Source organism: Nocardia goodfellowii, assembly GCF_017875645.1.
Taxonomy (GTDB): Bacteria; Actinomycetota; Actinomycetes; order Mycobacteriales; family Mycobacteriaceae; genus Nocardia; species Nocardia goodfellowii.
Genome location: NZ_JAGGMR010000001.1, coordinates 1,843,717 through 1,869,469 on the forward strand (window position 1 = coordinate 1,843,717; position 25,753 = coordinate 1,869,469).

General features: G+C 67.8%; 24 protein-coding genes. 13 read left to right on the forward strand and 11 right to left on the reverse strand.

All coding sequences use genetic code 11. The features are described from left to right. Positions 1 to 13: 13 nt before the first annotated feature. From BJ987_RS08040 to BJ987_RS08055, 4 genes are all read right to left on the reverse strand, one after another. The gene (locus tag BJ987_RS08040; protein WP_307869535.1) at positions 14 to 964 is read right to left on the reverse strand and encodes a hexose kinase; all 951 of its coding nucleotides are present in this window, start codon (positions 962 to 964) and stop codon (positions 14 to 16) included. After that, positions 961 to 2,169, reverse strand: a complete 1,209-nt coding sequence (locus BJ987_RS08045; RefSeq protein ID WP_307869536.1) for an N-acetylglucosamine-6-phosphate deacetylase — start codon at positions 2,167 to 2,169, stop codon at positions 961 to 963. The genes BJ987_RS08040 and BJ987_RS08045 overlap by 4 nt, the downstream gene beginning before the upstream one ends. A gap of 274 nt (positions 2,170 to 2,443) precedes the next feature. Then, a complete protein-coding gene (locus tag BJ987_RS08050; RefSeq protein ID WP_307869537.1) occupies positions 2,444 to 3,466 on the reverse strand; it encodes an ROK family protein in 1,023 nt (340 codons plus the stop codon). After that, positions 3,463 to 4,269 (reverse strand): SIS domain-containing protein, encoded by an 807-nt coding sequence (locus tag BJ987_RS08055; protein WP_307869538.1) that lies wholly within the window; start codon positions 4,267 to 4,269, stop codon positions 3,463 to 3,465. The genes BJ987_RS08050 and BJ987_RS08055 overlap by 4 nt, the downstream gene beginning before the upstream one ends. A gap of 367 nt (positions 4,270 to 4,636) precedes the next feature. On the opposite strand from BJ987_RS08055, the gene BJ987_RS08060 reads away from it, so the two are divergent. The 4 genes from BJ987_RS08060 to BJ987_RS08075 all read left to right on the forward strand — a co-directional run bounded on the left by BJ987_RS08060 (position 4,637) and on the right by BJ987_RS08075 (position 8,613). Next, on the forward strand, positions 4,637 to 5,887 hold the full coding sequence (locus BJ987_RS08060) for an extracellular solute-binding protein (protein ID WP_307869539.1): 1,251 nt from the start codon (positions 4,637 to 4,639) through the stop codon (positions 5,885 to 5,887). Positions 5,888 to 5,937: 50 nt separating this feature from the next. Then, entirely contained in the window at positions 5,938 to 6,834 is an 897-nt protein-coding gene (locus BJ987_RS08065; protein ID WP_307869540.1) for a carbohydrate ABC transporter permease, read from the forward strand. After that, the gene (locus BJ987_RS08070; RefSeq protein WP_209886297.1) at positions 6,831 to 7,733 is read left to right on the forward strand and encodes a carbohydrate ABC transporter permease; all 903 of its coding nucleotides are present in this window, start codon (positions 6,831 to 6,833) and stop codon (positions 7,731 to 7,733) included. The genes BJ987_RS08065 and BJ987_RS08070 overlap by 4 nt, the downstream gene beginning before the upstream one ends. A gap of 88 nt (positions 7,734 to 7,821) precedes the next feature. Continuing rightward, positions 7,822 to 8,613: a DeoR/GlpR family DNA-binding transcription regulator gene (locus BJ987_RS08075; protein WP_209886299.1), complete on the forward strand. Its 792-nt coding sequence runs from the start codon at positions 7,822 to 7,824 to the stop codon at positions 8,611 to 8,613. On the opposite strand, the gene pnuC is transcribed toward BJ987_RS08075, so the two are convergent. Together pnuC and BJ987_RS08085 are read right to left on the reverse strand one after the other, a co-directional pair. Continuing rightward, positions 8,610 to 9,281 (reverse strand): nicotinamide riboside transporter PnuC, encoded by a 672-nt coding sequence (gene pnuC, locus BJ987_RS08080; protein WP_209886301.1) that lies wholly within the window; start codon positions 9,279 to 9,281, stop codon positions 8,610 to 8,612. The genes BJ987_RS08075 and pnuC overlap by 4 nt on opposite strands. A 57-nt stretch (positions 9,282 to 9,338) precedes the next feature. Beyond that, entirely contained in the window at positions 9,339 to 10,388 is a 1,050-nt protein-coding gene (locus tag BJ987_RS08085; RefSeq protein WP_209886303.1) for an XdhC family protein, read from the reverse strand. A gap of 391 nt (positions 10,389 to 10,779) precedes the next feature. On the opposite strand from BJ987_RS08085, the gene uraD reads away from it, so the two are divergent. Genes uraD through pucL form a run of 3 tightly spaced genes read left to right on the forward strand, consistent with a single transcriptional unit; the run spans position 10,780 to position 12,502 of the window. Continuing rightward, the gene (gene uraD, locus BJ987_RS08090; protein ID WP_209886314.1) at positions 10,780 to 11,280 is read left to right on the forward strand and encodes a 2-oxo-4-hydroxy-4-carboxy-5-ureidoimidazoline decarboxylase; all 501 of its coding nucleotides are present in this window, start codon (positions 10,780 to 10,782) and stop codon (positions 11,278 to 11,280) included. Next, positions 11,277 to 11,594, forward strand: coding sequence for a hydroxyisourate hydrolase (gene uraH / locus BJ987_RS08095; RefSeq protein ID WP_209886317.1), 318 nt, complete (start codon positions 11,277 to 11,279; stop codon positions 11,592 to 11,594). Before uraD ends, uraH begins: the two co-directional genes overlap by 4 nt. Positions 11,595 to 11,596: 2 nt before the next feature. Beyond that, complete coding sequence (gene pucL / locus BJ987_RS08100) at positions 11,597 to 12,502, forward strand: factor-independent urate hydroxylase (RefSeq protein ID WP_209886320.1); 906 nt, start codon at positions 11,597 to 11,599, stop codon at positions 12,500 to 12,502. Positions 12,503 to 12,506: 4 nt separating this feature from the next. Here the strand turns inward: pucL and BJ987_RS08105 are convergent, their stop codons facing one another. Then, a complete protein-coding gene (locus tag BJ987_RS08105) occupies positions 12,507 to 13,124 on the reverse strand; it encodes a TetR/AcrR family transcriptional regulator (protein ID WP_209886323.1) in 618 nt (205 codons plus the stop codon). A 100-nt stretch (positions 13,125 to 13,224) separates the two neighbouring features. Here BJ987_RS08105 and BJ987_RS08110 point away from each other — a divergent pair, with 100 nt between their 5' ends. From BJ987_RS08110 to puuE, 5 genes are all read left to right on the forward strand, one after another. Next, a complete protein-coding gene (locus BJ987_RS08110) occupies positions 13,225 to 14,289 on the forward strand; it encodes an SDR family oxidoreductase (RefSeq protein ID WP_209886326.1) in 1,065 nt (354 codons plus the stop codon). An 11-nt stretch (positions 14,290 to 14,300) separates the two neighbouring features. Beyond that, on the forward strand, positions 14,301 to 14,636 hold the full coding sequence (locus BJ987_RS08115) for a hypothetical protein (RefSeq protein ID WP_209886329.1): 336 nt from the start codon (positions 14,301 to 14,303) through the stop codon (positions 14,634 to 14,636). Positions 14,637 to 14,774: 138 nt separating this feature from the next. Continuing rightward, a complete protein-coding gene (locus BJ987_RS08120; protein ID WP_443677953.1) occupies positions 14,775 to 16,010 on the forward strand; it encodes a DUF6986 family protein in 1,236 nt (411 codons plus the stop codon). A gap of 18 nt (positions 16,011 to 16,028) precedes the next feature. Beyond that, positions 16,029 to 16,997 (forward strand): allantoicase, encoded by a 969-nt coding sequence (gene alc, locus BJ987_RS08125; protein WP_209886332.1) that lies wholly within the window; start codon positions 16,029 to 16,031, stop codon positions 16,995 to 16,997. Further along, entirely contained in the window at positions 16,994 to 17,911 is a 918-nt protein-coding gene (gene puuE / locus BJ987_RS08130) for an allantoinase PuuE (protein ID WP_209886335.1), read from the forward strand. Before alc ends, puuE begins: the two co-directional genes overlap by 4 nt. A gap of 77 nt (positions 17,912 to 17,988) precedes the next feature. Here the strand turns inward: puuE and metE are convergent, their stop codons facing one another. The 3 genes from metE to aceA form a co-directional block, all read right to left on the reverse strand. Then, positions 17,989 to 20,295 (reverse strand): 5-methyltetrahydropteroyltriglutamate--homocysteine S-methyltransferase, encoded by a 2,307-nt coding sequence (gene metE, locus BJ987_RS08135; RefSeq protein WP_209886338.1) that lies wholly within the window; start codon positions 20,293 to 20,295, stop codon positions 17,989 to 17,991. Positions 20,296 to 20,499: 204 nt separating this feature from the next. After that, positions 20,500 to 21,372, reverse strand: coding sequence for a 3-hydroxybutyryl-CoA dehydrogenase (locus BJ987_RS08140; protein WP_209886341.1), 873 nt, complete (start codon positions 21,370 to 21,372; stop codon positions 20,500 to 20,502). 151 nt (positions 21,373 to 21,523) lie between these two features. Then, entirely contained in the window at positions 21,524 to 22,813 is a 1,290-nt protein-coding gene (gene aceA / locus BJ987_RS08145; RefSeq protein WP_209886345.1) for an isocitrate lyase, read from the reverse strand. Positions 22,814 to 23,298: 485 nt separating this feature from the next. On the opposite strand from aceA, the gene BJ987_RS08150 reads away from it, so the two are divergent. Further along, positions 23,299 to 24,426: a lipase family protein gene (locus BJ987_RS08150; protein WP_209886348.1), complete on the forward strand. Its 1,128-nt coding sequence runs from the start codon at positions 23,299 to 23,301 to the stop codon at positions 24,424 to 24,426. Positions 24,427 to 24,477: 51 nt separating this feature from the next. Here the strand turns inward: BJ987_RS08150 and BJ987_RS08155 are convergent, their stop codons facing one another. Next, positions 24,478 to 25,707 carry an AI-2E family transporter gene (locus tag BJ987_RS08155; RefSeq protein WP_307869541.1) on the reverse strand — a complete coding sequence of 410 codons (1,230 nt, stop codon included), beginning with the start codon at positions 25,705 to 25,707 and terminating at the stop codon, positions 24,478 to 24,480. Positions 25,708 to 25,753 lie beyond the last annotated feature (46 nt).

Sequence of the window (25,753 nt, forward strand, 5' to 3'; positions counted from 1 at the left end):
GGGGCTCCTGGAACTAGGCGGTGGTCGGTTGCGAGGTGGTCAGTTTTTCCACCACGACGGTGGGCGCGATGCGGGTGCGCAGGCAGCGGTCGATTTCGCCGGCCACCGGAATGACGACGGCGGCGGCGGAGGTGGCGACGGCGTTGACCAGAATGGCGGGCCAATCGGGTTCGCCGCGTTCGGACAGCGCCGCGATGACCGCGGCGGCAGCGGAATCGCCCGCGCCCGTGGGGTTTCCGGCCAGCACCTCGGGTAGCTCGGCGAACCAGGCGCCCTCGGGGGTGATGGCGATCATGCCGTCGGCGCCACGGGTGGCGATGACGGCGCGGGTGCCGCGGTCGAGCAGCAGTGGGCGGACCGCGTGCACGACCTCGTCGGGGGTGACGGGGACGCGGCCGGTGAGGCGTTCCAGCTCCTCGGTGTTGGGCATGAGGATCACCCCGGGGACCTCGGCGGCCAGCCGCAGCGCCTCGCCGTCCACGTCGCAGATGGTCGGGACGCCCGCGTCGACCGCGATGCGGGCGATTTCGGCGGGCAGACCGGGATCGATCCCACCGGGTAGGGAACCGGAGATGACGAGGCCGTTGATGTCGGGTAGCAGACCGGCCACCCGGATCGTGAGTTGTTCCGCGGCATGGGGATTGGAGACGCGAGCGCCCGGCTCCCAGAGGGCGGTGGCGGTGCCGTCGTCGGATTCGCTGATCACTACCGTGCGGCGCACCCAGGGCAGGGCGTGCACGAAATCCACCGGCATCTCCAGCTCCGCCGCGGCGGCGAACGCGTGGTCCGCGAAACCTGTTGCTCTGGCGTATTTTCCGAGCTGATTCAGTACTCTCGTGACATTGATGCCCTTGCCGCCGATGCGCTGCTCGACCGAGCGCACGCGGTGCGCCTGGCCGCGTTCGAAACGCTCCACGCGATAGGTCATGTCGTAGGCGGGATTCATTGTCACGGTGAGGATCACGACAACCACTGTCCACGTCTGAGCACCCGGCGCAAGTGCAGATTGTCATCGGCTATCACCAAGTCGGCGAACTGGTTTGTTCGCAAGTCACCCACATCGGTCAGCCCGGCCGCCGCGGCCGGCACCGCGGTAGCGGCGGCCACGGCCGCCCGCAGCGGCACTCCGCATTCCGTGACCGCCCACGACACGCATCGCAGCAGGGTGGCTGTGCCGCCGGCGATGGACCCGCTCGGTACCCGGGCGACGCCGTCGACCACGCGCACCGACTGTGGCCCGAGCCGATATTCGCCGTCCGGCATGCCGGCGGCCTGCATCGCGTCTGTGACCAACGCCACACTGCCGGGCGCGGCGGCGAAGGCCATCGCGGCGAAGCCCGCGTCCACGTGAACGGCGTCGCCGATCAACTCGACCACCGCGTCACCGGCGGCCGCGGCCACCAGGGCCGCCGCCACCGGACCGGCCGAGCGGTGATGCAGAGTGGGCATGCCATTGGCGAGATGCGTGACGAGGCTTCCGAACCCGCTCGGGCGCAGGGCTTCCCGGAACGCGCGGAAGTCGCTGTCGGTGTGACCGAGGGCGACAACCACCCCGTGCTCCGAGAGGAGTTCGGCCACTTGCGGGTATCCGGGCAACTCCGGCGCGATCGTCATCACCCGAAGGTGCCCGCCGCCGGCGGCGATCAGCTGCTCGGTCAGCCGCGGATCGGGATCGCGCAGGAACCGAGGGTCCTGCGCCCCGCAGCGCGCTACGGCCAAAAACGGTCCCTCGGCATGAATCCCGCCGATCACGCCGTCGTCGGCCAACCCGCGCAACACCGCCGTCTGCGCGACCATGTCCGCCGGGGCGCCGGTGACCACACTCGCCACCACCGTGGTGGACCCGCGTGCATGATGGAATGCCGCGGCCGCCCGCGCTTCCCCGGCATCGACGGTATCGAACCGATGCCCGAACCCACCGTGATTGTGGATGTCGACCAAACCGGGCAGCACCGTGCCCTGGAACACCGGTTCCGGTGCCTCCGGGTGGTCGGCACGCCATTCGGCAAAGGTCCGGACCGCCGCGATGCGACTGCCCGCGATGCTCACCACACCGTCGTCCACCAGGTGTTCGGCCGATACCAAGCGTCCGCGTACGTCGAATACCCGCGCCGATGTCATGCGCTGACCCCCATGGTTTTCCAGATTGCCGGGCGGTGTCTTACCCACGCTCCAACGGTCGGTCGACCGTATCCAGGGCAAGTCCGGTACATCGGCGGCAAGTACGCAGATCGTGCTACCGGCGGCAAGTACGCAAATCGTGCTACCGGCGGCAAGTATGCAGATCGTGCTACCGGCGGTGACAAGTGATCTCGGCGGCTTCCGTGTGAATACCGCACCGGCTGCATACTCGGCCTCGGGTGGTCGGACCTGTGGAGACGCGGGTGCGCAGGTCGTGGAACATCGCGGCGGGCCGGGCTGGATCGGCGCGGACGACGGCGGTTCATGCGAGCTCACCATGCCGGGCGAACAGGGCGGCGCCCGCAAGCCCGGCGCGGGCCCCGAATTCACCGAGCACTACCTCGGGTGCGGGGACCAGGCGCAGACGCTCGGTCAGCGCTCGGTGCAGCGGATCGGTCAGGGCCGCACCCGCGCCCGCGAGCCCGCCACCGAGGATGATCAGTTCCGGGCAGGTGGCATGGATGAGGCCCACCAGCCCGTCGGCGAGCGCGTCGACGGCGTCGGCGAGGACTGCCTTGGCGTCGGTATCGGTGTCCCGGAGCCCGAAAATCTCCGCGGCGCCGGCGGTTCGGCCGGTCCGGGCGGCATATGCGCGTGCGATGGAGGCCCCGGAGGCGACCGTCTCGACGCAGCCGGTATTTCCGCAGGCACAGGGCAGGCCGTTGTCGTGGCGGACCGAGATGTGGCCGTATTCGCCCGTCTGCCCGATCCCGCCGCGCACCAATCTGCCGCCGACAGAGAGCGTCCCGCTGATGCCGGTGCCGAGGATGACCACGCACACGTCGTCGTGTCCGCGGCCCGCGCCGAAGCGCCACTCGGCCCAACCGGCTACGGCGACATCGTGTTCGATCAGCACCGGCAGGTGCCAGCGGGCGCTGAATCGATCACCGATATGCACATCACGCCAGCCGACGTTGGCGCTGAACACCGCGATGGACCGCTCGACGTCGATGATTCCCGGCAGCACGACCGACGCTCGGGCTACCGAAGCGCGCTGCCGCGGAGTCAGCCGGGCGAGCAATTGATCGCCCAGCACGCCCATCGTCTCGAAAGCGGCCTCGCCCTGCGGAGTGTCCAGGACGCCGGAAGCCAGGGCGGCTCCGGTGATGTCGGTGATTTCGCCCTTCATGGTGGTGCCGCCGACGTCCAGGGCGAGCACCAGCGCGTCGTCCGGCACCGCGTGCGGGACCGCCGTGCCGCGGGCTTCGGGGCGCACCGAATCGGGTGACTCGGTCGAAGGTGTGCCGGGGCGAGGACGTTGTTCGCGCGGGGTCGTTCGGTTCACTGCTCGAGAATGATCGAGCGGTTGAGGTTGCGCGGATGGTCGGCGTCGAGACCGAGGTCCGCGGCGCGCAGCAGGCAGAGTCGCTGCACGCGGACGAGATCGGCCATCGGATCGATTTCGCGGTGCTCCAGGTGTGCGCCGGTCACGGCGACGTCCTCGGCGAAACCGGGCTCCAGTGGGCCGAAGGCCCAGACGGCCCGGCCGGGAGCGGCGATGCTGATCGGGCCGTGGCGGTACTCGGTCGCGAGGTAGCCCTCGGTCCAGGCTTGGCAGGATTCGCGCAATTTCAATCCCGCCTCGTCGGCGATGGCCGCGGCGAAACCCATGCCCACGAAGCTGATCTGCTCGGCCCGGCGCACGGCGGCCAGTGACTCCGCCGGGTCTTCGGCGAGCACGTCGCGGGCCTGCGCGATGGCCGCGGCGAGATCCTCGCCGAGGTGCCAGCGCAGGATCGCCAGCGTCGTCGTGGCGAATCGGGTTTGTACCACCGACTTTTCGTCGACCTCGTCGATCAGGATCGCATCGCCCAACTCGAGCACCGGGGTGCCCGGACTGCTGCAGATGACGGTGCGTGGAATGTGCGCGGGGATCTGCTCCATCGCCCGCACCACCTCGGTGGTGGTGCCGGAGCGGCAGATGAACAGATAGCGGTCGTATTCGCGCCCGAGCCGGAGCTGGCTCGCGGGCCAGGCGTCGGTCAGGCCCTGACCGGCTTCCTCGCGCAGCGCGGCGATGGCGCGGGACATGAACAGCGATGTTCCGCAGCCGACCACGGCCACGCGCTCGCCGGGTCGCGGCAGCACGGCGCGGTGCTCCGCCGCGATTGCGGCGGCTGCTGCCCAGTTTTCGGGCTGGGTGGAGACCTCGGATTCGAGGTGGGTGCTGGGGGCGGGAGCGGAGCCTGCGGAGTGACCAGAGGGGGCAGGAGCGGAGCCTGCGGAGTGACCAGAGGGGGCGGGAGCGGAGCCTGCGGAGTGACCAGAGTCGGGGGAGGTGTGAGCGGAGGTCGGCACCTCATCAGAATCACCCTGGTGATCGTTCATGTCAACTTTACATTCAAATCAGTCACATACGATCACCGATGGCGCTACATTGTCCGCAAGGCGGTGGGTTGCTCCCATCATCGGCGGGTCCGGCCTGTGCCGGGTGCAAAATTGAAAGGTTCTGCTCGTGAAAAGAACGTTCCGCGGATTATTCGCGGGAATCGCGATGTCCACCGGCGTCGCGCTGGCCGTCACATCCTGTGGGTTCGGCGGCGACGACAAGGCCGACTCCGACACCACGATCAACTTCCTGGCTCCCACCTACAGCGACGGCGCGAACGGCACCAAAGCCCTGTGGGACGGCATCATCGCCGAGTTCGAGAAGAAGAACCCCGACATCACGGTGAACCTGCAGATGGAGTCCTGGGACACCATCAACGACGTGATCCGCACCAAGTTGCAGGACAAGTCGACCACTCCCGATCTGCTCAATGTCGACGCCTACGCCAGCTTCGCCGGTGACGGCATGCTGTTCCCGGCAGCCGAGATCGCTTCGCCGGCAACACTTTCCGACATCCAGCCGGGCTTCGCCAAGAACGCCTCGCTGAACGGCACCCAGTTCGCGCTGCCGCTGTTCGCCTCCACCCGCACCCTGTTCTACAACACCGAACTGTTCCAGCGCGCCGGCATCGCGAATCCGCCGAAGACCTGGGACGAGCTGACCGAGGCGGCCAAGAAGATCCAGGCGCTCGGCGGCGGTGTGTCCGGGTACGGCCTACCCCTGGGCAGTGAGGAGGCCCAGGGTGAGACCTCCATCTGGACCTTCGGCGCGGGCGGTAAGTGGTCCGACGGTGACAAGGTCACCGTGGACACCCCGGCCAACCTGGAGGGCGTGAAAGCGATGCGCGCTCTGGTCGATGCCGGTGTGACGCAGCCGAATCCGGGTGCCACCGATCGCAAGGACGTGATCAACGCCTTCATCCAGGGCAAGATCGGCATGATCGAGGGCCTGCCGCCCACCATCGGCCAGATCCAGTCCAAGAACGCCGCCCTGAAGTACTCGACCGCGCCGTCGCCGACCAAGACCGGCCAGCCGGTCACGCTCGGTGTCGCCGATCACCTGATGGCGTTCAAGAAGGACGGCAAGAAGGCCGAGACGATCAAGAAGTTCGTCGACTTCTTCTACAGCGCCGACGTGTACTCCGGTTTCGTGCAGAAGGAAGGCTTCATCCCGATCACCAACAGCGGTGCGGCGAAGCTGGCCGAGGATCCGGTGACCAAGGCGTTCGGGGCGACTCTGCCGGTGGCGCAGTTCTACCCGAGCAACAATCCGAAGTGGGCGGCGGCGCAGGGCGCGATCCGGCAGCAGATGGGCACGATCGCGCAGGGCGCGGATCCGGCCACGGTGCTGGCCAAGATTCAGGAAGCCGCGAAGTAGTCGTGGTGGTGGCGGTAGTTGTCCGGTGCGTGAAGGGCGTCTGAGTGGTTGTGAGTCAACGTAGTTCGAGGTCGCGGCAGGCGTTGGGGGCATTGCCCTGGATCGGCCCGACCCTGGTGCTCATCGTCGCGATCGTCGCCTTTCCGGTCGGCTACATGCTGTGGACGAGCACCCGGGACCTGAGCCAGTACGGCCAGGACCGGGGCTCGGCCGGGCTGGGCAACTTCCGCACCCTGTTCGACATTCAGGAACTGGGCTCGGTGCTGCTGAACACCGTGTTCTGGGTGGTCGCCGTGGTCGGCATCACCCTGATGCTGTCGGCCGCGCTGGCCCAGTTCCTGAACAAGCAGTTCCCCGGGCGCACCGCGGTGCGCATGGCGATCCTGGTGCCCTGGGCTGCGTCGGTGGTGATGACCACGACGATCTTCTACTACATGCTCGATCCGGACGTCGGCATCGCGAACCGGTTCCTCGTCGACATCGGATTGCTGGACCGCGGTTACGGTTTCACCAAGCAGCCGGCGCAAGCGTTCGTCGTCGCCATCGTGGTGGGCGTGTTCGTCTCGATCCCGTTCACCACCTACACGATTCTCGCCGGGCTGCAATCGATTCCGGCGGAGATCGTGGAGGCCGGCCGGGTCGACGGCGCGAGCGCGTGGCAACGGTACTGGTATCTCCTGTTGCCGCAACTGCGTCCGGCCATCGCGGTGGCGACCATCATCAACATCATCAACGCCTTCAATTCCTTACCGATCCTGCAGGTGATCACCGGCAGCATCGCCGGATTCGGGGCGGACACCACGACAACACTGACCTTCAAATTGATTCGGCAGAACCAGCAGCTGGATACGGCCGCCGCGATGAGCGTGCTGAACTTCGTGCTGATCATGGTCATCATCGGGATCTACGTGAAGGTGATCAAGCCGACGCGGGAGGTCGACGCGTGACGAATTCGATAACCGAACCCCCGGTGACCGTGCTGCCTCCACCGGCCGAACGACCGGCGGACACCACCGGTAAATCCACCCGCCGGCGGTGGGACCTGACCGTGATCGGTGTCCTCATCGCCGTCGTCTTCCTGTTGCCCTTCGTCGTGATGGTGCTCGGGTCGTTGAAGAGCGCGACCGAAATGCTGCGCATCCCACCGTCGTACCTGCCCGAGTCCTGGCATCCGGACAACTACGTCACCATGTGGGACACCCCGGAAACGCCGCTGCCGTTCAATATGGCCAGCACGATCATCATCTCGGTGTGCTCCACCGTCCTGGTGCTGCTGGTCGCCATTCCGGCCGCGTATTACACAGCGCGACGGCGCTTTCCGGGCCGCGCGGTATTCCTCGGGCTGGTCCTGATCACCCAGATGATGCAGCCGACGGTGGTGGTGACCGGGCTGATCCGGGAGTTCTTCACCCTCGGTATCAACGACACCTGGCTGGCGATGATCCTGGTGAACGCCGCGTTCAACCTCTCGTTCGCGGTGTGGATCCTGCACAGCTTCTTCGCCTCGGTGCCGGTGGAGATCGAGGAGGCCGCGCAGCTGGACGGGCTCAGCCGCTGGCAGATTCTCACCAAAGTCAGTCTGCCGCTGGTCTGGCCGGGCATCGTCACCGCGACCATCTTCACCGTGGTGGCCTGCTGGAACGAATTCGCCGCCAGTCTGGTGGTTTTGACCACGCCGGAGAACCAGCCGCTCTCGGTGGCGCTGACCAAGTTCGTCGGACAGTACGACACCGCATGGCATTACGTCTTCGCCATCTCGACCGTCGGCATCATTCCGGTGGTCATCCTGTTCGCGTTGATCGAGAAGCGGCTCGTCGCCGGGCTCACCGCCGGCAGCGTGAAGTGAGCGCGCCGCCTCGCGCGGTCATCATGGTGGCGTGTGGTCAGATGGTGCGCGTGGAACAGGAGATGCCAGTGCGTCGGAGCGGTACCCGGTGACCGGGCCGATCGACCGGTCCCAGCGGTGGAACCGCCTGCTGGAGCTGCTGTCCGAATCCGGGCGACTGTCCGTGGAGGAGGCCGCCGAACGGCTGGGTGTGTCCCCGGCCACCGTGCGCCGCGACTTCACCGCGCTCGCCGAACAGCAGCTCGCCACCCGCACACACGGTGGCGTGGTCGCCACCTCGGTCGCCTACGACCTGCCCGCGCGCTACCGGCAGACCGGCGGCGAAGCCAAACAGCGCATCGCCGAGCACGCCGCGAGCCTGGTCGAGCCCTCCTCGGTGGTGGGGATCAACGGCGGTACCACCACCACCGCGGTGGCCCGCGCGCTCGCCGGCCGCACCGATCTCGCCGAAGCGGGCGGCGATCAGCTGACCATCGTCACCAACGCCCTCAATATCGCGGGGGAGATGGTGCTGCGGCCGCACCTGCGCACCATCTGCCTCGGCGGCGTCGCCCGGCGCGAATCCTATGAGCTGCACGGGCCGCTGGCCGAGCGCGCGCTGGCCGAATTACGTTTGGACGCATTGATTCTCGGAGTCAACGCGATCACCGCCGACGGCGGGGCGCAATGCCGTCACATCGACGAAGCGGGCGTCACCACCGAAATGGTGCGTCGCTCGCGGCAGGTCACGGTGGTGGCCACGGCCGACAAGCTGGAGCGCACCGCGCTGGCCCGCATCTGCGGACTGGATCAGGTCGACGTGCTGGTCACCGACACCGACGCCGATCCGGCGGCCGTAGCCGAGATCCGCGCCGCCGGAGTGCGCGTCGATCTGGTCTAGCGCCGATGCGCTACCGGCTCCGGCGCGGGGCGCAGCGATCGCGCCCAGACGCTGAAACCCCACGCGACGAACCCGGCGTAGACGATGTAGAGGAAGGCCGACGGGTAGTAGCCCGCCCGCAACAGCAGCGGCACGCCCACGATGTCGACCGCGATCCAGATCAACCAGAACTCGGCCCACCCCCGCGCCATGCCATAGGTGGCCAGCACCGAACCCGTGAAGATCCACGCCTCGGCCCACGGCCCGTATGAGCCGAGCCACTCGAACAACTGCGAGAAGGCGGCCGTGCCGACCAGCATCGCCGCTACCAGCAGCCAGCGTTCCCGGGCCGTGGCCCAGCGCGGATCGACGCCCCGATGCTCCAGCCCGGTCTCGCGGGAGTGCCGGTACCACTGATACCAGCCGAACGCGCTGACCGCGATGAACATGAGCTGCCGCCCGGCCTGCCCCGCCAGGTTCAGTTGCTGCGGCGTATTGAAGATGCCGCCCACGAACACCGTGAACAGCAGCGTGTTGCCGGCGATGCCGACCGGCCAGGCCCACACCCGCCGCCGCATGCCGCCGACCGCCGAGGCCAGCCCGAACCCGTTGCCGATGACTTCGCGCCACAGGATCTCCGAGCCCGCGATGTGCAGTTTGGCGTCGAGTAGCGCGTATATCGGGTTCACGAATAGATGCAACCACGCCGAGGCCCGTCCTCGTCCCGGCCGTCGAGCGCGGGGGCGCTACAGGGCGGTGATGAAGGCCTGCTCCGCGGTATCGAAGGCGCGCTGGTCGGTGACCGGCGCGGTGCGCGGTGATCGGATCTGCCCGGTCCGGCCCGAGCGGGCGGCGAGCAGTTCGGCGGCGATGGACAACGCTGTCTCACCGGCGGTGCGGGCGCCCAGATCGAGTCCGGCGGGTGAGTGCATGGTGGCGAGCGTCTGTTCGTCGAAACCGCCCGCGCGGAGGTCCTCCATGCGGCGGGTGTGCGCGGCGTAGGTGCCGGCCGCGCCGAGATAGCCCAGTTCCGGCAGCCGCAAAGCGACGGTGAGCAACGGGATTTCGAACTTCGGATCACCGGATAACACGACTATGGCTGTGCTGGAGTCGATTTCGCCCGCAGCGGCGAGCGTGTTCAAGTACCGGTGCGGCCAGTCCACCACGACCTCGGCGCCCGGGAAAGCTTCCGGGGTGGCGTAGGTTTCGCGGGAGTCGCAGATGGTTACCCGGTATCCGAGTAGTCGGGCCTGCGTGGTCAGGGCGGCGGCAGTAGCGTTGGCGCCGAAGACGATCAGCCGCGGTGGCGGCGCGAAGGAGACCACGAACAGGTCCGAATCCGGCAGCGCCACCAGTTCGGTGTTGTGCCGCTTACCGGTGATCAGGTGCTGGCCGATCAGATCCGGATCCGGATTCCACACCACGGTGAACAGCGTCACCCGTCTGTGCGCCGCGATTTCGGCGGCGATGTTCGGGAATTCGGGGAAGTCGTGCCGGGAGAACGGCTCCACGAAGACGTCGACCATGCCGCCGGTACTCGAACCGGTCTCGCTGGCCGGGACGCCGAAGCGGTGCATACCCCGGGCGCCGGTGCGGGCGGCCTCGACGGCGGCCTGCTGCACGGTGTGCTCGACGATGCCGCCGAGCATCGAGCCGTACACGGCGCCGTTGGCATCCACCAGCAGGGAGGTGCCGACGGTAAGCGGCCCGGATCCGACGGTCCGGACGATGGTGGCCAAGCCCCCGGTCCGGCCGGAATGCCACACTCGCAAAAGGTCATCGATGATGTCGCGCACTGTCTAGCTCCGATCCACCCATGCGTCCGCTGGCGGGAAATCACGATCCATTCCCGTCACCAAATCGTCGCACGTGACGCACACCATATCTGGTGTAGCGCCGGAATAGGTGCGCGGTCCCGAATCTGTACTCACCGCAGAGGTTATCGAGGTCCAGCCATTGTGCGTGAGCACAATGGCTCGCCCGGATGTGTTGTGAAACACGGTGTAGGAGCGCGTCTGGCGGGCGCGGTCCGAGGGGCGGGGTGCGGCCATGGCACATACGGTAGTCCGAGTGCTATGGCCGCCGGGTTACCGAAAGCCGAAACATTAACGCGATATTTCGAAACCACGGGTGTGATTCGGCGCCGGTCGACTGGCGGCCGGGCGGGGTCTGCTCGATGCTGGACCGATGACGGACGAGAGTGGTCTCGCGGGATTGAACGCGCTGCCCGGACCGGCGGCGACGCAGGCATTGCTCACCTGTTGCTCTTCTCCGGAGTGGGCCCGCGTCCTGGTTGCCGCCCGGCCCTATGCGAGCGACGCGGAATTGTTCGCGACCGCCGATTCCGTCTTGGCGGCATTACCGGAATCGGAGATCGATCAGGCGCTCGCGGGGCATCCGAGAATCGGCGCGCGGCCGGATTCCGCCGCCTCGGCACGGGAACAGGCCGGGGTGGCCGATGCCGCGGATACGGTGCGGGTGGCGCTGGAAGAAGGCAATCGGGCATATGAGGAGAAATTCGGTCATATCTATCTGGTGTGCGCGACGGGCAAATCCGGCCCGGAATTGCTCGATATTCTGACCGCCCGGCTCGGCAACGATCCGGCGACCGAAAGGCAGGTCATGCGAACCGAATTGGCGAAGATCAACCGAATCAGGCTGGCACGCTTGCTGGGCGGTAACGCATGAGCACGCTGAGTACCCACGTGCTCGACGCGGTGCGCGGGGTTCCGGCCGCCGGGGTCGGGGTCGCGCTGCATGCCGGCGCCGATCAGCTCGACTCGGCCACCACCGACTCCGACGGGCGCATCGGCAAGCTGGGTTCGGACCTGGCCCCGGGGACCTACCGGCTGGTGTTCGACACCGGCACCTACTTCGCCGCGCAGCGGGTGGACGCGTTCTTTCCCGAGGTCACCATCGCCTTCGTCGTCACCGCCGAGCGGCACTATCACGTTCCACTGTTGCTGTCGCCGTTCGCGTTCTCCACCTATCGAGGGAGCTGACCATGGAACTGACCGGACCGATCACGCTGTCCGACAACCGATACGGCAAGGCCGAGAATCGCGTCGTCCGGGTGTACCGGGACAGCGCCCGCCACGAGATCCGCGACGTGAACGTCTCCACGGTGCTGCGTGGTGACTTCGCCGCCGCCTACACCGTCGGCGACCAGACGAAGGTGCTGCCCACCGATACCCAGAAGCAGACCGCCTACGCCTACGCCAAAATCGCCGGGCCGCAGCCGATCGAGGATTACGGGCTGGCCTTGGCCCGGCACTTCGTGGACCGGACGGACCCGGTGCACAGCGCCCGCATCGAGATCGAAGAGTATGCCTGGCAACGTGTTTCGGTGAACGGCGGGCCGCACGACCATGCTTGGACCCGGCAGGGGCCGGAGGTGCGCACCGCCACGATCACGGTGGCGGGCAAGGATGCCGGACAGCGGGACTGGGTCATCGGCGGTGTCAAGGATCTGGTGCTGTTGAAGTCGACCGGTTCGGAGTTCGCGGATTTCCTGGTCGACGAGTTCACCGTCCTGGAGCCCACCGCCGATCGCATGCTCGCGACTTCGCTCGACGCGCAATGGCGTTTCGCGACGGTGCGGGGGATCGACTGGGATGCCGCGTACGCCGGGATCCGGCAGCGCATGATCGAAGTCTTCGCCACGCGGCACTCGAAAGCGTTGCAGCAGACGCTGTTCGAGATGGGCAAGGCCGCGCTGGAGGCATACCCGTGTCTGGCCGAGGTGCGTCTGGCCGCGCCCAACAAACATCACTTCGACTACGACCTGGGCCGTTTCGGTATCGAGAACCGGGGCGAGGTCTACCACGCGGCCGATCGGCCCTACGGCCTCATCCATGCCACGGTCGCGCGCGCCGACGCCCCCGACCCGGGACCCGCCTGGACGGCGTGAGCGGCTATTTCGCGGTGTCGCGGACCAATCCGGTGCACGCTTGAATGATGTTCTGCACCAGCTCCGGCGCGGTGGTGCCCAGCAGCCCGGCTCGCTTCTCCAGCTGACCGTCCAACCACAGCGAGGCCAGCCCGTGCGCGATGCCCCACCAGGCGACGGACACGGTGTCCGCCCGCTCCGCGGCGATCAGACCCGAGGCCACGCAGTCGCCGATCGTCGCGGCCAGGACATCGAAGGCGGCCTCGCCCGCGACCGTGGCGTCGGGGTGCTTCTCGGGCTGGGACAACTCCGGGCGGAACATCAGCCGGAAATAGGCGGGCTGCTCGCGGGCGAACCGCACATAAGCCTCGGCGAGGGCGGTCAGTGCCGCGAGCGGCGACTCGGCCGCGGCTCGGGCGGCGGCGAGTTCGGTGCCGAGTCGCTGAAAGCCGTTGGCGGACAAGGCCGCGAGCAGGCCGGCCCGATCGGCGAAATGGTGATAGGGCGCGCCGGTACTGACGCCCGCCTCCCGGGCCACCCGGCGCAGGCTCACCGCCGCGATGCCCTCGGTCTCGATCAGGCGCAGGCAGGCGTCCATCAGCGCGTCGCGCAGGGCGCCGTGGTGGTAGCTGGTCCGCGTCACCCTCCGAGCGTAGGCGACGACCACTGGACGTCCAATCTGAACAGTGCTTAAATTATCTAAGCGGCGCTCAGATGGAGCCCGCCGGAATGGATGGGACATCATGGGCACACAGGTATTGGTCACCGGCGCAACCGGTTTCGTGGCCGGCCACGTCATCACCGAATTGCTGGAACACGGATACGCGGTCCGGGCGACGGTGCGCGACCTGGCCGCGACGGCCAAGCGGGCACATCTGGTCGAGGCCGCCGCGCGGATCGGCGGCGAGCTGGAATTCGTCGCCGCCGACCTGGACCGGGATTCCGGCTGGGCCGCCGCGGTGGCCGGCTGCGCGACCGTCCTGCACGTCGCCTCGCCGTTCCCCGCCGCGCCGCCGGAGGACGAACAAGAACTGATCACCACCGCGGTGGACGGCACGTTGCGGGTGCTGCGCGCGGCAGCCGCGAGCGGAACCGTGCGCCGGGTGGTGCTCACCTCGTCGATCGCGGCCATCGCGCACGGCCACGCCGACCACGGCGTGGTGCGCACCGAGGCGGACTGGTCGATCGTGGCGAAGTGCGCTTCGTATCAGAAGAGCAAGACCCTCGCCGAACGCGCGGCCTGGGACTTCGCCGCCGCCCTGCCCGCCGATCAGCGCTTCGACCTCGTCGTGGTGAACCCGGGCATGGTGCTGGGTCCGGTGCAGTCCGCGAACACCAGCACCTCGCACGAACCGGTGCGCCGCCTGCTTTCCGGCGCGGTCCCGGGTGCGCCACGAGTCGGGTGGTCCGTGGTCGACGTGCGTGACCTGGCCGTGCTGCACCGGCTGGCCATGGAGGTGCCCGAAGCGGCGGGCAACCGCTATGTGGCGGCGGGCGAACATGTCTGGATGCGCGATATGGGGCGCATGCTCGCGGCCGAATTCGGCCCGCGCGGCTACCGCGTCCCCACCCGAGCGCTGCCGGATCTCCTCGTGCGCGCCGTCGCCGTGTTCGACAAGGGTGTCCGCCTGACGCTGCCGACGCTGGGCGTAGCGGAACTGCTCAGCTCGGAGAAGGCGCGGCGCGAACTCGGCTGGACCATGCGCCCGCCCCGGGAATCGGTGCTCGATACCGCGGAGAGCCTGATCCAGCACGGAATCGTCGGCGGTCCGCGCCGCGCCGCCCGCCCGGTCGCCGCTACCGCGTAAGGAGCTCGGAAATGCTGATAGCGACACTGATCGTCACCACGATCGCGCTCGTCCGCCGCCGGTTCGCTCGAAAGACCGGCAAGGATATGCCGACGGCCGGACCGCGACCGGGCACGGACATATCGGGAACTGGACAGCGGCTGGACATGAACATATCGGGGACTGGACAGCGGCCGGGCATGAACATGCTGGGGACTGGACGGCGACCAGGCAAGGACACGCCAACGGCGCGACGGCGGCCGCTGCGGAAATCTGGTCCGATCCTGCGCCGCCCCGCACCGGTGCTCGCCACCGCTGCCACCTTGGCGGTCCTCGGTGCGGGCGGCGGCGTGTTGATGCAGTGCTGAGCGCAGCCGCACACCTGGCATCGGATGGGTCGCCCCCGCGCCGGGGAACGCCATCCGGAATGCTTGCGGGGTACGGCCGGACGGGTCGCCGCTGACGGCGACCCGGATCCGGCGCGCAATGCGAGAAGGAGAGCAAGGGTGACGTCCACACGGTTGCCGGAAAATGTCCGGGCCAGGATCGAGTCGATGCTCGATTCCGTCGACGCCGAACTGCATGCCCATTACCCCGGTCCGGATAGCCGTGATCAGCCGATTCATACCGCTTATGTCGGTGCTGATCGGGTGACCGTCGAGACACCGAAGGAATGGGGTGCGGCTGCTGTCGAGTTGCTCGATAGCCAGCGGGCATTGCTGTCCGAGCTCGACACCACCGACTCCCTGGACGCCGTGCGGGCCCGGCTGGAGCGGGAACCGATCCAGGACATGCGGATCGATTTCGAGGACGGCTACGGATTCCGCAGCGACGCCGAGGAGGACGCGGCGGCCGCCAACGCCGGCGCGGTCCTGGCGGCTTGGGGGTCGGCGGCCGCCGAGGCGGGTGCGGACCTCGGCGGGCCCGGCAGTTTCGGTCTGCGGATGAAGGGTCTCGCGGGTAATGAGCGCCGTCGCGCGCTGCGCACCCTGGAGTTGGTGCTGGACGGCATGGGCGGGGTGCCCGACGGATTCGTGTTCACGGTGCCCAAGATCCGGTCCGCCGGGCAGGCGGCCGCGCTGGCGGCCATGTGCGAGGGCATCGAACGGGGCTCCGGCCTGGCCGAGGGCACGCTGCGGTTCGAACTGCAGATCGAGAGCCCGCAGGCGATCATCGCCGCCGACGGCACCGCTCCGATCGCCAAGATGATCGCCGCCTCCGGCCACCGGTGCAGCGGACTGCATTTCGGTACCTACGACTACACCGCTGCCTGCGGCGTCGCGGCCACCGATCAGGCCCTCGACCACCCGGCCGCCGATTTCGCCAAGTCGGTGATGCAGGTCGCGGCGGCGCAAACCGGTGTGTGGGTGTGTGACGGTTCCACCCAGATCGTGCCGGACGGCGATCCGGAATTCGCCCTCCGCAACCATCATCGGCTGGTCGGGCGGGCCCTGACCCGCGGCTACTACCAGGGCTGGGACATGCACCCGGCGCACCTGGTCACTCGCTGGCTGGCCACCTACGACTTCTTCCGCAAGGCCATCGACGTGGCCGTGCCCCGGCTGGAGGCCTACCTGGACCGCCGCTCCGGCGGCGTCATGGACGAACCGGCCACCGCGGAAGCCTTGGCGGCCACCGTGTTACGCGGCCTGAGCTGCGGCGCCCGCACCGCGGGCGAACTGCCCGCGCAGCTGACGCCGGAGGTGCTGCGCGCGCTGGTCGCCCGCCGGCCCCTGTCCTGATTCCACCCGGAAGGCACGATGAGCGAACTATCCGACTTCACCCTCCTACCGGATCTCGCGGTCCGGCCGCTCGGCGGCTCGGTGATCTGGGCCGATGACGAATTCTTCGCCGAGAAGGAGAATTTGATCAAGCCCGGACCCGCCGACTACCGGCCCTCGACCTTCGGTCACAAGGGACAGGTCTACGACGGCTGGGAAACCCGCAGGCACCGCGGCAAACCCGGTGACGACAGCGCCGTCGTCCGGCTCGGCGTACCCGGTGTGATCCGCGGCGTGGTCGTCGACACCGCCTGGTTCAAGGGGAACTATCCGCCCGCGATCTCGTTGTCCGCCTTGGCGATCGAGGGCTATCCGTCCGCCGAGGAGATCGCCGGGCGCGACGATTGGGTCACCCTGATCGAGCACGCGCCGGTGGCGGGTGACAGCCGTAACCCCTTCCGCGTCGACAGCGAAAGCCGTTGGACCCACGTCAAACTCACCATGCATCCGGACGGTGGCGTCGCCCGGCTCCGGGTGCACGGCGAGGGCAGACCCGACCAGAAGTTGTTCGGCCTCGGCCCGGTCGATCTGGCCGCGCTGGAAAACGGCGCCCTGGTTCTGGACTGCTCGAACCGCTTCTACAGCGCACCGAACCAGATGCTCTATCCCGGCCTGGCCCGGGAGATGGGCGACGGCTGGGAAACCGCCCGCCGTCGCGACGACGGAAACGATTGGGTGCGAATCCGTTTGGCGGGTCCGGGGCTGATCCGGCTCGCGGAGATCGACACCTCCTATTTCCTCGGCAACAGCCCCGGCGCGGCAAAGCTCACGGGTACCACCTCCGACGGCACCGAGGTGGAGTTGCTGCCGCGTACGGATCTGCAGCCCGACACCCGGCACCGCTTCCCGATCGCGCCGATCGCGGCGTCGGTCGCCGAGGTCCGCCTCGACGTCTATCCCGACGGCGGTCTCGCCCGGCTGCGCCTGTACGGGGAACTCGGCGCATGAGCGATCACCTATCCGGCCCGCCCCGGAATTTCATCGGCTACGGCAAGAACCCGCCGGACCCCCGGTGGCCCGGTGCCGCCCGCATCGCCGTGCAATTCGTCCTGAACTACGAGGAGGGCGGCGAGAACAACGTCCTCGACGGCGACGAGCACTCGGAGACCTTTCTCTCGGAAATGACTCCGGCCCAGGCCTTCCCGAATCGCCACATGAGCATGGAATCGCTCTACGAGTACGGCTCGCGTGCCGGTCTGTGGCGCGTGCTGCGCCTGTTCGAGCGCCACGACCTGCCGCTGACCATCTTCGCGGTGGCCCGCGCTATGCAGCGAAATCCCGAGGCGGTAGCGGCTTTTCAGGAACTCGGGCACGAAATCGCCGCGCACGGCTTGCGCTGGAAGTCCTACCAGCTGACCGATGCGGACACCGAGCGCGCCCACCTTGCCGAAGCCGTGCGCATCCTCACGGAGCTGACCGGCGCGGCACCGCTCGGCTGGTACACCGGCCGCGACTCGCCGCGCACCCGGGAGCTGGTGGTCGAGCACGGCGGCTTCGTCTACGACTCGGACTCCTACGCCGACGACCTCCCGTACTGGGTGCAGGTGCAGGACCAGGACCACCTGGTCGTCCCGTACACCCTCGACACCAACGACATGCGCTTCGCCTCCCCGGCCGGATTCCCCACGGGCGAACAGTTTTTCGCCCACCTCCGCGACGCCTTCGACGTCCTGTACCGCGAAGGCGTCGAAGGTGCTCCGAAGATGCTCTCGGTGGGCCTGCACTGCCGCATCGTCGGCCGACCCGCCCGCCTGGCTTCCCTGGAGCGCTTCCTCGACCACATCCAGTCCCACGACAAAGTCTGGATCACCCGGCGGATCGACATCGCCAACCACTGGCGGCAGGTACACCCGCCGGCCTGACCGGCCGATCCCACCCGCGACCGGTAACACGAAGGCCGCCTTGCCCATTCGGGGCAGGCGGCCTTCGTGCCGGGTACTTACTTCTCCGCGGCCAGTGCCCTGCGGCGCACACGGCGCGCGGCCGCGACCATGTTCCGCAGCGACGGTTCCAGCTGCCAGTAGTGGCGGGTCTTCAGGCCACCGTCCGGATTCGCCCAGAGACGTTCCGGCGTCACGGCTTTCGCCGCCGCCGTGAGCAGCTCATCCAACTCGTCGATATCCGGTATGCGCGCAGAGCGGCTCTCGTACACACCGGGGCCGACGCCGTGGCTCAGGCCATGGCCCGAGGCGCAGTCCTCGGTGAGCGCCTTCAGCACCCATTCGATGGAGCGGGTCGCGACGATCGCGGTGACATCGCAGTCGAGTTCCTCGATCGCCTCGACCACTTCGGTGCGGCCGGAATAGGAGATGTGCGTGTGGATCTGGGTCTCCGGCCGGACGCCCGAGGTCGCCAGCCGGAACGCGCCGACCGCCCACCGCAGGAACTCCGCCCGTCCTTCCGGGCGCAACGGCAGCAACTCGCGGATCGCGGGCTCGTCGACCTGGATGATCGAGATGCCGGCCCGTTCCAGATCCACCACCTCATCGCGGATGGCCAGCGCGACCTGGTCGGCGGTCTCGTACAGCGGCTGGTCTTGACGCACGAACGAGCGCGCCACCATGGTGACGGGGCCGGTGACCATGCCCTTGACCGGCTTGTCGGTCAGCGACTGGGCGTAGGTGATCCAGTCCACCGACATCGGCGCGGGCCGGGAGACGTCGCCGTAGATGATCGGCGGTCGCACACAACGGGATCCGTACACCTGCACCCAGCCGAAGTGGGTGGTCGCGAAGCCGTCGAGCAGCTCGGCGAAGTACTGGATCATGTCGTTGCGTTCGTGCTCGCCGTGCACCAGCACGTCCAGGCCGATGTCCTCCTGCAACCGGATGGTCGCCTCGATCTCGGCCTCGATCTGCTTGCGGTAGTCCTCGTAGGACAACCGGCCCTCGCTCAATTCGTAACGAGCCTGGCGGATCCGGTTGGTCTGCGGGAAGGAACCCAGAGTGGTCGCGGGCACCGGCGGCAGATTCAACTTGGCCTGCTGCGCTTCCCGGCGCACCTCGTACGGCTCGCGCTCCCGCATATCCGGGGTGACCGCGTAAACCCGTTGCCGCACAGCGTGTTTCTGCTTGAAGTGCACCTCGGTCGGCCGCTTGCGCCACTTGTCCGAGGGGCCCTCGGTGAGCGCCTTGGCGAGCGAAACCACTTCGCCCACTTTTTGTTTCGCGAACGCCAGCCGGTCGGCGACATTGCCCTCGATGTCGTATTCGACGAGCAGGTCGTAGGGCACGTGCAGCAGGGTGGTACCGGTGGAGACCACCAGATCCGGGCACACCTGAGCCAGTGCGTTCAGGTACTCCAGCGTCACGTAGCGGTCGGCCCGCCACACGTTCTTGCCGCTGATCACACCCGCGTACAACCGCTTGCGGCGAATACCGGGGATCGCGGCCAGCTCCTCGGGCTGGATCCGGTAGCTGGCCAGATCCAGGCCGATCGCCTCGACGTGGGTCTGCGCCAGAATCCGCAGCGCCGCACCGAAATCGCCGTACTGGCCGGTGACCAGCATGCGCGGACGCAGCGGTGCCTTGGATAGTCGCTCGTAGGCCCGCTCGAAGGCGGCCAGCTCGGCCGCGCTGCGCTCGCTGGTGAACGACGGCTCGTCCAACTGCACGCAGGTCGCGCCGCGCTTGGCGAGGATCTCGAACAGCTCCTCATACACCGGCAGCAGCTTGTCCAGCAGGCTCAGCGTGTCGAATTCCGCCTCGCCGGGCACATGGCCCGCTTTGGACAGCAGCAGCAGCGACACCGGGCCCAGCATGACCGGCCGCAGCTCGATGTCCTTGGCCTTGGCCCGGTCGAACTCGTCCAGCAGGGCCTCGGCGTGCAGCGAGAACGCGGTATCCGGGTCCAGCTCGGGCTGCCGGTAGTGATAGTTGGTGTTGATGAACCGGACCAGTTCCAGCGGCGGCAGATCCGGCCGGCCCCGCGCCATCAGGAAGTAGAAGTCCAGCGGATCCATCACATCCTGGTACGCGCGGAAGCGCTGCGGGACCGCGCCGAACATGAGCGCGTTGTCGAGGATGTGGTCGTAGAAGGAGAAGGTATTGCCGGGCACCTGGGTCAGGCCGGTGGCGGCCAGCTCACTGAACTGGCTCTCCTGGATCTCACGGCCGACCTCGAGGAGCTCCTCGCGCGGGATCGCACCGCGCCAGTAGGCCTCGAGTGCCCGTTTGAGTTCCCGGTGCGAGCCGATCCTCGGGTAGCCGAGAATGCTGGATCCGTAGCCGTCGGTCACGTTCACCATGAGCGCTCCTGTGTCTGATTGGCGGCGCCTCCGGCGCCGCGTGTTCGCGGCCCATTGCTGTCTCGCATCCGAGCAGCCGAGACTCCCGCCTGCGGCGGATGCGCTTCGGCTGCTCGGATGCGAGACGGGCCGCGAACGGTCGCTCGTAAGACTCGCTCCGTCGTGGTCGCGTCGGCAATCACGGTACGGCCCTTCAGGAAAAAATCAGGAGCGGTTGTACTGGTAGAAACCGGCGCCGGTCTTCTTGCCCAACAGCCCGGCTTCGACCATACGCATCAGCAGCGGCGGCGCGGAGTACAGCGGCTCCTTGAATTCCTGGTACATCGAATCGGCGATCGACTTGACGGTGTCCAGACCCACGAGGTCGGTCAGCGCGAGCGGGCCCATCGGGTGGGCACAGCCCAGCACCATGGCCTTGTCGACGTCGTCCTTGGTGGCGAAACCGGACTCCACCATGCGAATGGCGGAGAGCAGGTAGGGGACCAGCAGCGCGTTGACCACGAAGCCGGAACGGTCGGCCGAGCGCACGACCTGCTTGCCGAGGACCTCGGCGGCGAACTGCTCGGCGCGCTTGGACACCGACTCGCTGGTCTTCAGCGTGGTGACCAGCTCGACCAGCGGCAGCACCGGCACCGGGTTGAAGAAGTGCATGCCGACCACGCGCTCGGGGTTCGCGGTGGCGACGGCGATCTTCATGATCGGGATGGAGGAGGTGTTGGAGGCCAGCACCGCGTTCGGGTCGGTGACGACCTTGTCGAGCTCGGCGAAGATCGAGGTCTTGACCTCTTCGTTCTCCAGCACCGCCTCGACCACCAGCTGGCGGTCGGCGAAATCGCCGAGGTCGGAGGTGAAGCGCAGTCGCCAGGCGGCCTGCTCCCGCTCCCGCTCGGTGATCTTGCCGCTGCTCACGCCACGGTCCAGCGACCGCAGGATGCGGGCGCGACCGGCGGCCGCGAGTTCCCGGGTCTGTTCGTAGACGAGCACGTCGACATGCGCCCGGGCACACACCTCCGCGATTCCGGCACCCATCTGTCCGGCGCCGATGATGCCGACGCGCTGAATCTTCTCGCTGCTCACGTCCCGCTCCTGCTGGGTTGGTCTGGCTCTGTGGGGATCGAAGTCAAAGATAAAGGGATGCCCTCCCCGCCGAGGGCTGTTCAGCGGGGAGGGCGGTACACCCCTACTGGGGATCTCGGTATCCGGGTGCTGACCCGAAAACCCGTCTAACTCAGTGGAACTGACCCTCTTCGGTCGAGCCCTTCAGGGCCGCGGTGGAGGTGTTCGGGTCCACGGTGGTGGCGATGGTGTCGAAGTAGCCGGCACCGACCTCACGCTGGTGCTTGACGGCGGTGAAGCCACGCTCCTTGGCGGCCTTGAACTCGCGCTCCTGCAGGTCGACGAACGCGGTCATGCCCTCGCGGGCGTAGCCGTGCGCCAGGTCGAACATGCCGTAGTTCAGCGAGTGGAAGCCGGCCAGGGTGATGAACTGGAACTTGAAGCCCATCGCGCCGAGCTCACGCTGGAACTTCGCGATGGTCGCGTCGTCCAGGTGCGCCTTCCAGTTGAACGAAGGCGAGCAGTTGTAGGCCAGCAGCTGGTCCGGGAACTCGCCACGGACGGCCTCGGCGAACTTGCGCGCGACCTCGAGGTCCGGCACGCCGGTCTCCATCCAGATGAGGTCGGAGTACGGCGCGTAGGCCTTGGCACGCGCGATGCAGGGCTCGATGCCGTTCTTCACACCGAAGAAGCCCTCGGCGGTACGGGTGCCGTCCAGGAACTCCCGGTCGCGCTCGTCGACATCGGAGGTGATCAGGGTGGCGGCCTCGGCGTCGGTGCGCGCGATGATGACCGACGGGACACCGGCGACGTCGGCCGCGAGGCGAGCCGAGGTCAGGGTGCGGATGTGCTGCTGGGTCGGGATCAGCACCTTGCCGCCGAGGTGGCCGCACTTCTTCTCCGAGGCGAGCTGGTCTTCCCAGTGCACGCCCGCGGCGCCGGCCGCGATCATGGCCTTCTGCAGCTCGTAGGCGTTCAGCGCGCCACCGAAGCCGGCTTCGGCGTCGGCGACGATCGGGGCGAGCCAGTTGGCGACCGAGGTGTCGTCCTCGACCTTGGCGATCTCGTCGGCGCGCAGCAGCGCGTTGTTGATGCGACGGACCACGTTCGGCACCGAGTTGGCCGGGTACAGCGACTGGTCCGGGTAGGTGTGGCCGGACAGGTTCGCGTCACCGGCGACCTGCCAGCCGGACAGGTAGATGGCCTTCAGGCCGGCGCGCACCTGCTGCACGGCCTGGTTGCCGGTGAGGGCGCCGAGCGAGTTGATGTAGTCCTCGTTGTTGACGAGATCCCACAGGATCTCCGAGCCGCGACGCGCGAGGGTGTGCTCCTCGACGACGGTGCCCTGCAGCTTCACAACCTGCTCGGCGGTGTAGTTGCGGGTGATGCCCTTCCAACGGGGATTGGTGTCCCAGTCCTGCTGGATTTCCGCGGCGGTCTTCGGGGTGCCGGTGGTCGACATCTCTGACTCCACTTCCTCTGTTCGTTCGATGCCCACGGTCGAGCGTGAATTCAGCTCGAACTGCTGGAGCAGCAATTTGCAGGCTTGCTAGGCCCTTGGGGTGTACTTCCACACGATGGCACATCAGGAAATAGCCGTCTACCTGTTGCTAATGTGAATCTCAGCTAGGTTTCAGACGCTCTTTGCTAACTTTGTGAAATTTGCGGAGTAATTGCAAGCCGCAAACTTACCCGCCGGTAGCGCTGACGTGCGGTTTTAGCGTAACGCTCGTACTGTTAGCGATCTTCACCGGATCCTGAGGTTCGGCGGGGTGCCGTGCGGGCTTGTGAGTCGATTCACAGGTCGGGACGACCGTCGGTGCTGTGGGCCGGGCCACCCTGTGCGTCGCTCCGGTTCCGGCGCTCGGGCACACTGAGCCGGAAGCAATCTCGGGCAGGCGTCCAGTAGCCCGCTGGGCAGCCTCGGATCGATCTAAGGAGACACTGTTGCGGAAACTGTGCGCCGCCGCTCTGGTCGCGGCCGCCTCCCTGTTGTCCCTGCCCACGGCCGGTGCGGACCCGGCGGTGGGCAGTGTCGAGTCGGTGACCGCGCTGACTCCGGCGGCGACATTGCCCGGTTCGGTGCACGGCGCGCGCCTGCTCTACCGGACCACCACCGCCGGTGCCGCGCCCACCACCGCGAGTGCCGCGGTTTATTTCCCGCCGGGCGAGCCGCCCGCCGACGGCTGGCCGGTGATTGCCTGGGCGCATGGCACCGTCGGACTCGGGGACGAGTGCGCCTACAGCGTCGCCGGGCCGTCGGCGGTCGAGCGGGACTGGGCATACCTGGGGACCTGGCTGCGGCAGGGATACGCGATCGTCGCCGCCGACTACGCGGGGCTGGGCGCCGAGGGCGAGCATCCCTATTTGAACGGGATCGTGGAGGCGCACAACGTGGTCGACGCGGTCAAGGCCGCGACCAGGCAGTACGACTCGCTGTCGAAGAAGTGGGTGACCGTCGGCCAGTCCCAGGGCGGCGGCGCGGCGGTGTTCGTCGCGCGCTACGCGAGCGAGTTCGGCGGCGGCGAGCTGGATTACCGCGGCGCGGTGGGCACCGGTGTGCCGGCCTATATCGAGGACATTCTGCTGCCGCTGGGACCCGGCGTGCCGCCGGTCGAACTGGGTCCGCACAGCACCGCCTACGTGCTGTACATCCTCAACGGCCTGCGCACCAGCTATCCCGAGCTGAATATCGAGTCCTACCTGACCGATTCCGGCCGGCACTGGCTGGAGCGGGCGCGCACCTCGTGTATCGAGCCGTTCGGCAACGAACTCGGCGCGGCCGGCGTCATCCTCGGCGACCTCTTCTCCCGTCCGCTGCTGCAGATCCCGGACCTGCCGGGTGTGCTCACCCGGACCATGGGCCTGCCCGAAACCGGTTACGACAAGCCGCTTTTCCTCGGTCAGGGCCTGCGCGACACCGATGTCATCACGCCCGCGACGCTGCTCTTCGCGGAGAAGCTGCGGGCCAACGGCCAGCCGGTGACGTTGCGAACCTACGACGAGGACCACAGCGGAGCGGTGAACGCCTCCCTGGTGGATTCGATCCCGTTCGTGCGCGGCCTGTTCGGCTGAGCGCGCGCGAGCCGGTGGGCTTCGGCCCACCGGACGCGCGGGCGTCGCGAGTCACTGCACCGGGCGGCCGATGAACCGAATCGTCATCTGCCGGGTCCACTTTCGCGGCTTCCGCTTCGGCGGTTCCGGCGGGATGTCCTTGATATCGGTCTTGACCTCGTAGCGCCGGATGTATGCGCCCGCGAAGGCCTGCACCGTGGCTGTGACGGGGATGGCCAGTAGCGCACCGGTCGGCCCCAATATCGCGGCGCCCGCCAGGACCGCGCCGAAGGCGACGGCGGGGTGCATGTCGAGCGTGGTCGCGGTGATACGCGGTTGCAGCACATAGTTTTCGAACTGCTGGTAGAGCAGGATGAAGCCGAGGATCCACAGGGCGGTGGCGGGGCTGTCCACCAGTGCGACGATCACCGGGAGCGCGCCCGCGAGATAGGTGCCCACGGTGGGGATGAACTGCGAGAGCACGCCCACCCACAGCGCGAGCGCGAATGCCGAGGGCACGTCGAGCACGCGCAGTGCGACATAGTGCGCGAGGGTGGAGCACAGCGCGAGCAGGGCTCGGGAGTAGATGTAGCCGCCGGTCTTGTCGACGGCGATGTCCCAGGCCCGCAACACATGTCGTTGCCGGCGCGGCGGCAACAGCGAGCAGACCGCGTTACGGAAGCGCGGTCCGTCGGCGGCGAAGTAGTAGGTGAACAGCAGCACGCCGAGTACCTGGAACAGCGCGCCGATCGCGGCCGTGCCGATGCCCCAGGCGTCTCCGGCCAGGCCGGTGAGCACGCCCTGGAGTTTGTCGCTCCACTGGGTGGCGTATTTCTGGATGTCGGTGCCGGAGATGTCCTGGTGGAAGGTGTTGTTGAACCAGTCGACGGCCTCGTCGGCGTATTGCGGCGCGTTGCGCACCAGCGTGGTGACCTGGTCGACCAGCAGTGCGCCCAGTGTCCACACGAAACCGACCGCCACGAGCACCAAGCCGAGGAATACGACGCCGGTGGCCGGGCCGCGCCGCACCCCGCGAGCGGCGAGCCAGTTCACCGCCGGTTCGATGGCGAAGGCCAGGAACAGCGAGACCATGAGCACAGTGAGCAGACCTTGGAGCCGTTGCAGCACCCAGAATCCGGCGATGAGCCCGCCGACGGTGGCGGCGGCGAGCAGGAACGCCCGCAGGAGCCAGGGGGGCGGTCCGGCCGTCATCTCGGCGGTGACCACGGCGTTGGTCGTCGATTCGGTCAACGCGGTCTCGGCGGATTTGGTGGGTGGCGTGAAATCGTCTTCCCCAGGCACATCGTCAACGTACCCACGGGGGAGGCGGTTAGCCCGCAGGCACGTC

Coding starts and splice junctions, on each gene's coding strand:
- aceA (WP_209886345.1), bottom strand. CDS start 22,813: ATGTCGACCACCGGCACCCCGAAGACCGCCGCGGAAATCCAGCAGGAC.
- uraD (WP_209886314.1), top strand. CDS start 10,780: ATGACGGACGAGAGTGGTCTCGCGGGATTGAACGCGCTGCCCGGACCG.
- metE (WP_209886338.1), bottom strand. CDS start 20,295: ATGGTGAACGTGACCGACGGCTACGGATCCAGCATTCTCGGCTACCCG.
- puuE (WP_209886335.1), top strand. CDS start 16,994: ATGAGCGATCACCTATCCGGCCCGCCCCGGAATTTCATCGGCTACGGC.
- BJ987_RS08115 (WP_209886329.1), top strand. CDS start 14,301: ATGCTGATAGCGACACTGATCGTCACCACGATCGCGCTCGTCCGCCGC.
- uraH (WP_209886317.1), top strand. CDS start 11,277: ATGAGCACGCTGAGTACCCACGTGCTCGACGCGGTGCGCGGGGTTCCG.
- pucL (WP_209886320.1), top strand. CDS start 11,597: ATGGAACTGACCGGACCGATCACGCTGTCCGACAACCGATACGGCAAG.
- BJ987_RS08110 (WP_209886326.1), top strand. CDS start 13,225: ATGGGCACACAGGTATTGGTCACCGGCGCAACCGGTTTCGTGGCCGGC.
- alc (WP_209886332.1), top strand. CDS start 16,029: ATGAGCGAACTATCCGACTTCACCCTCCTACCGGATCTCGCGGTCCGG.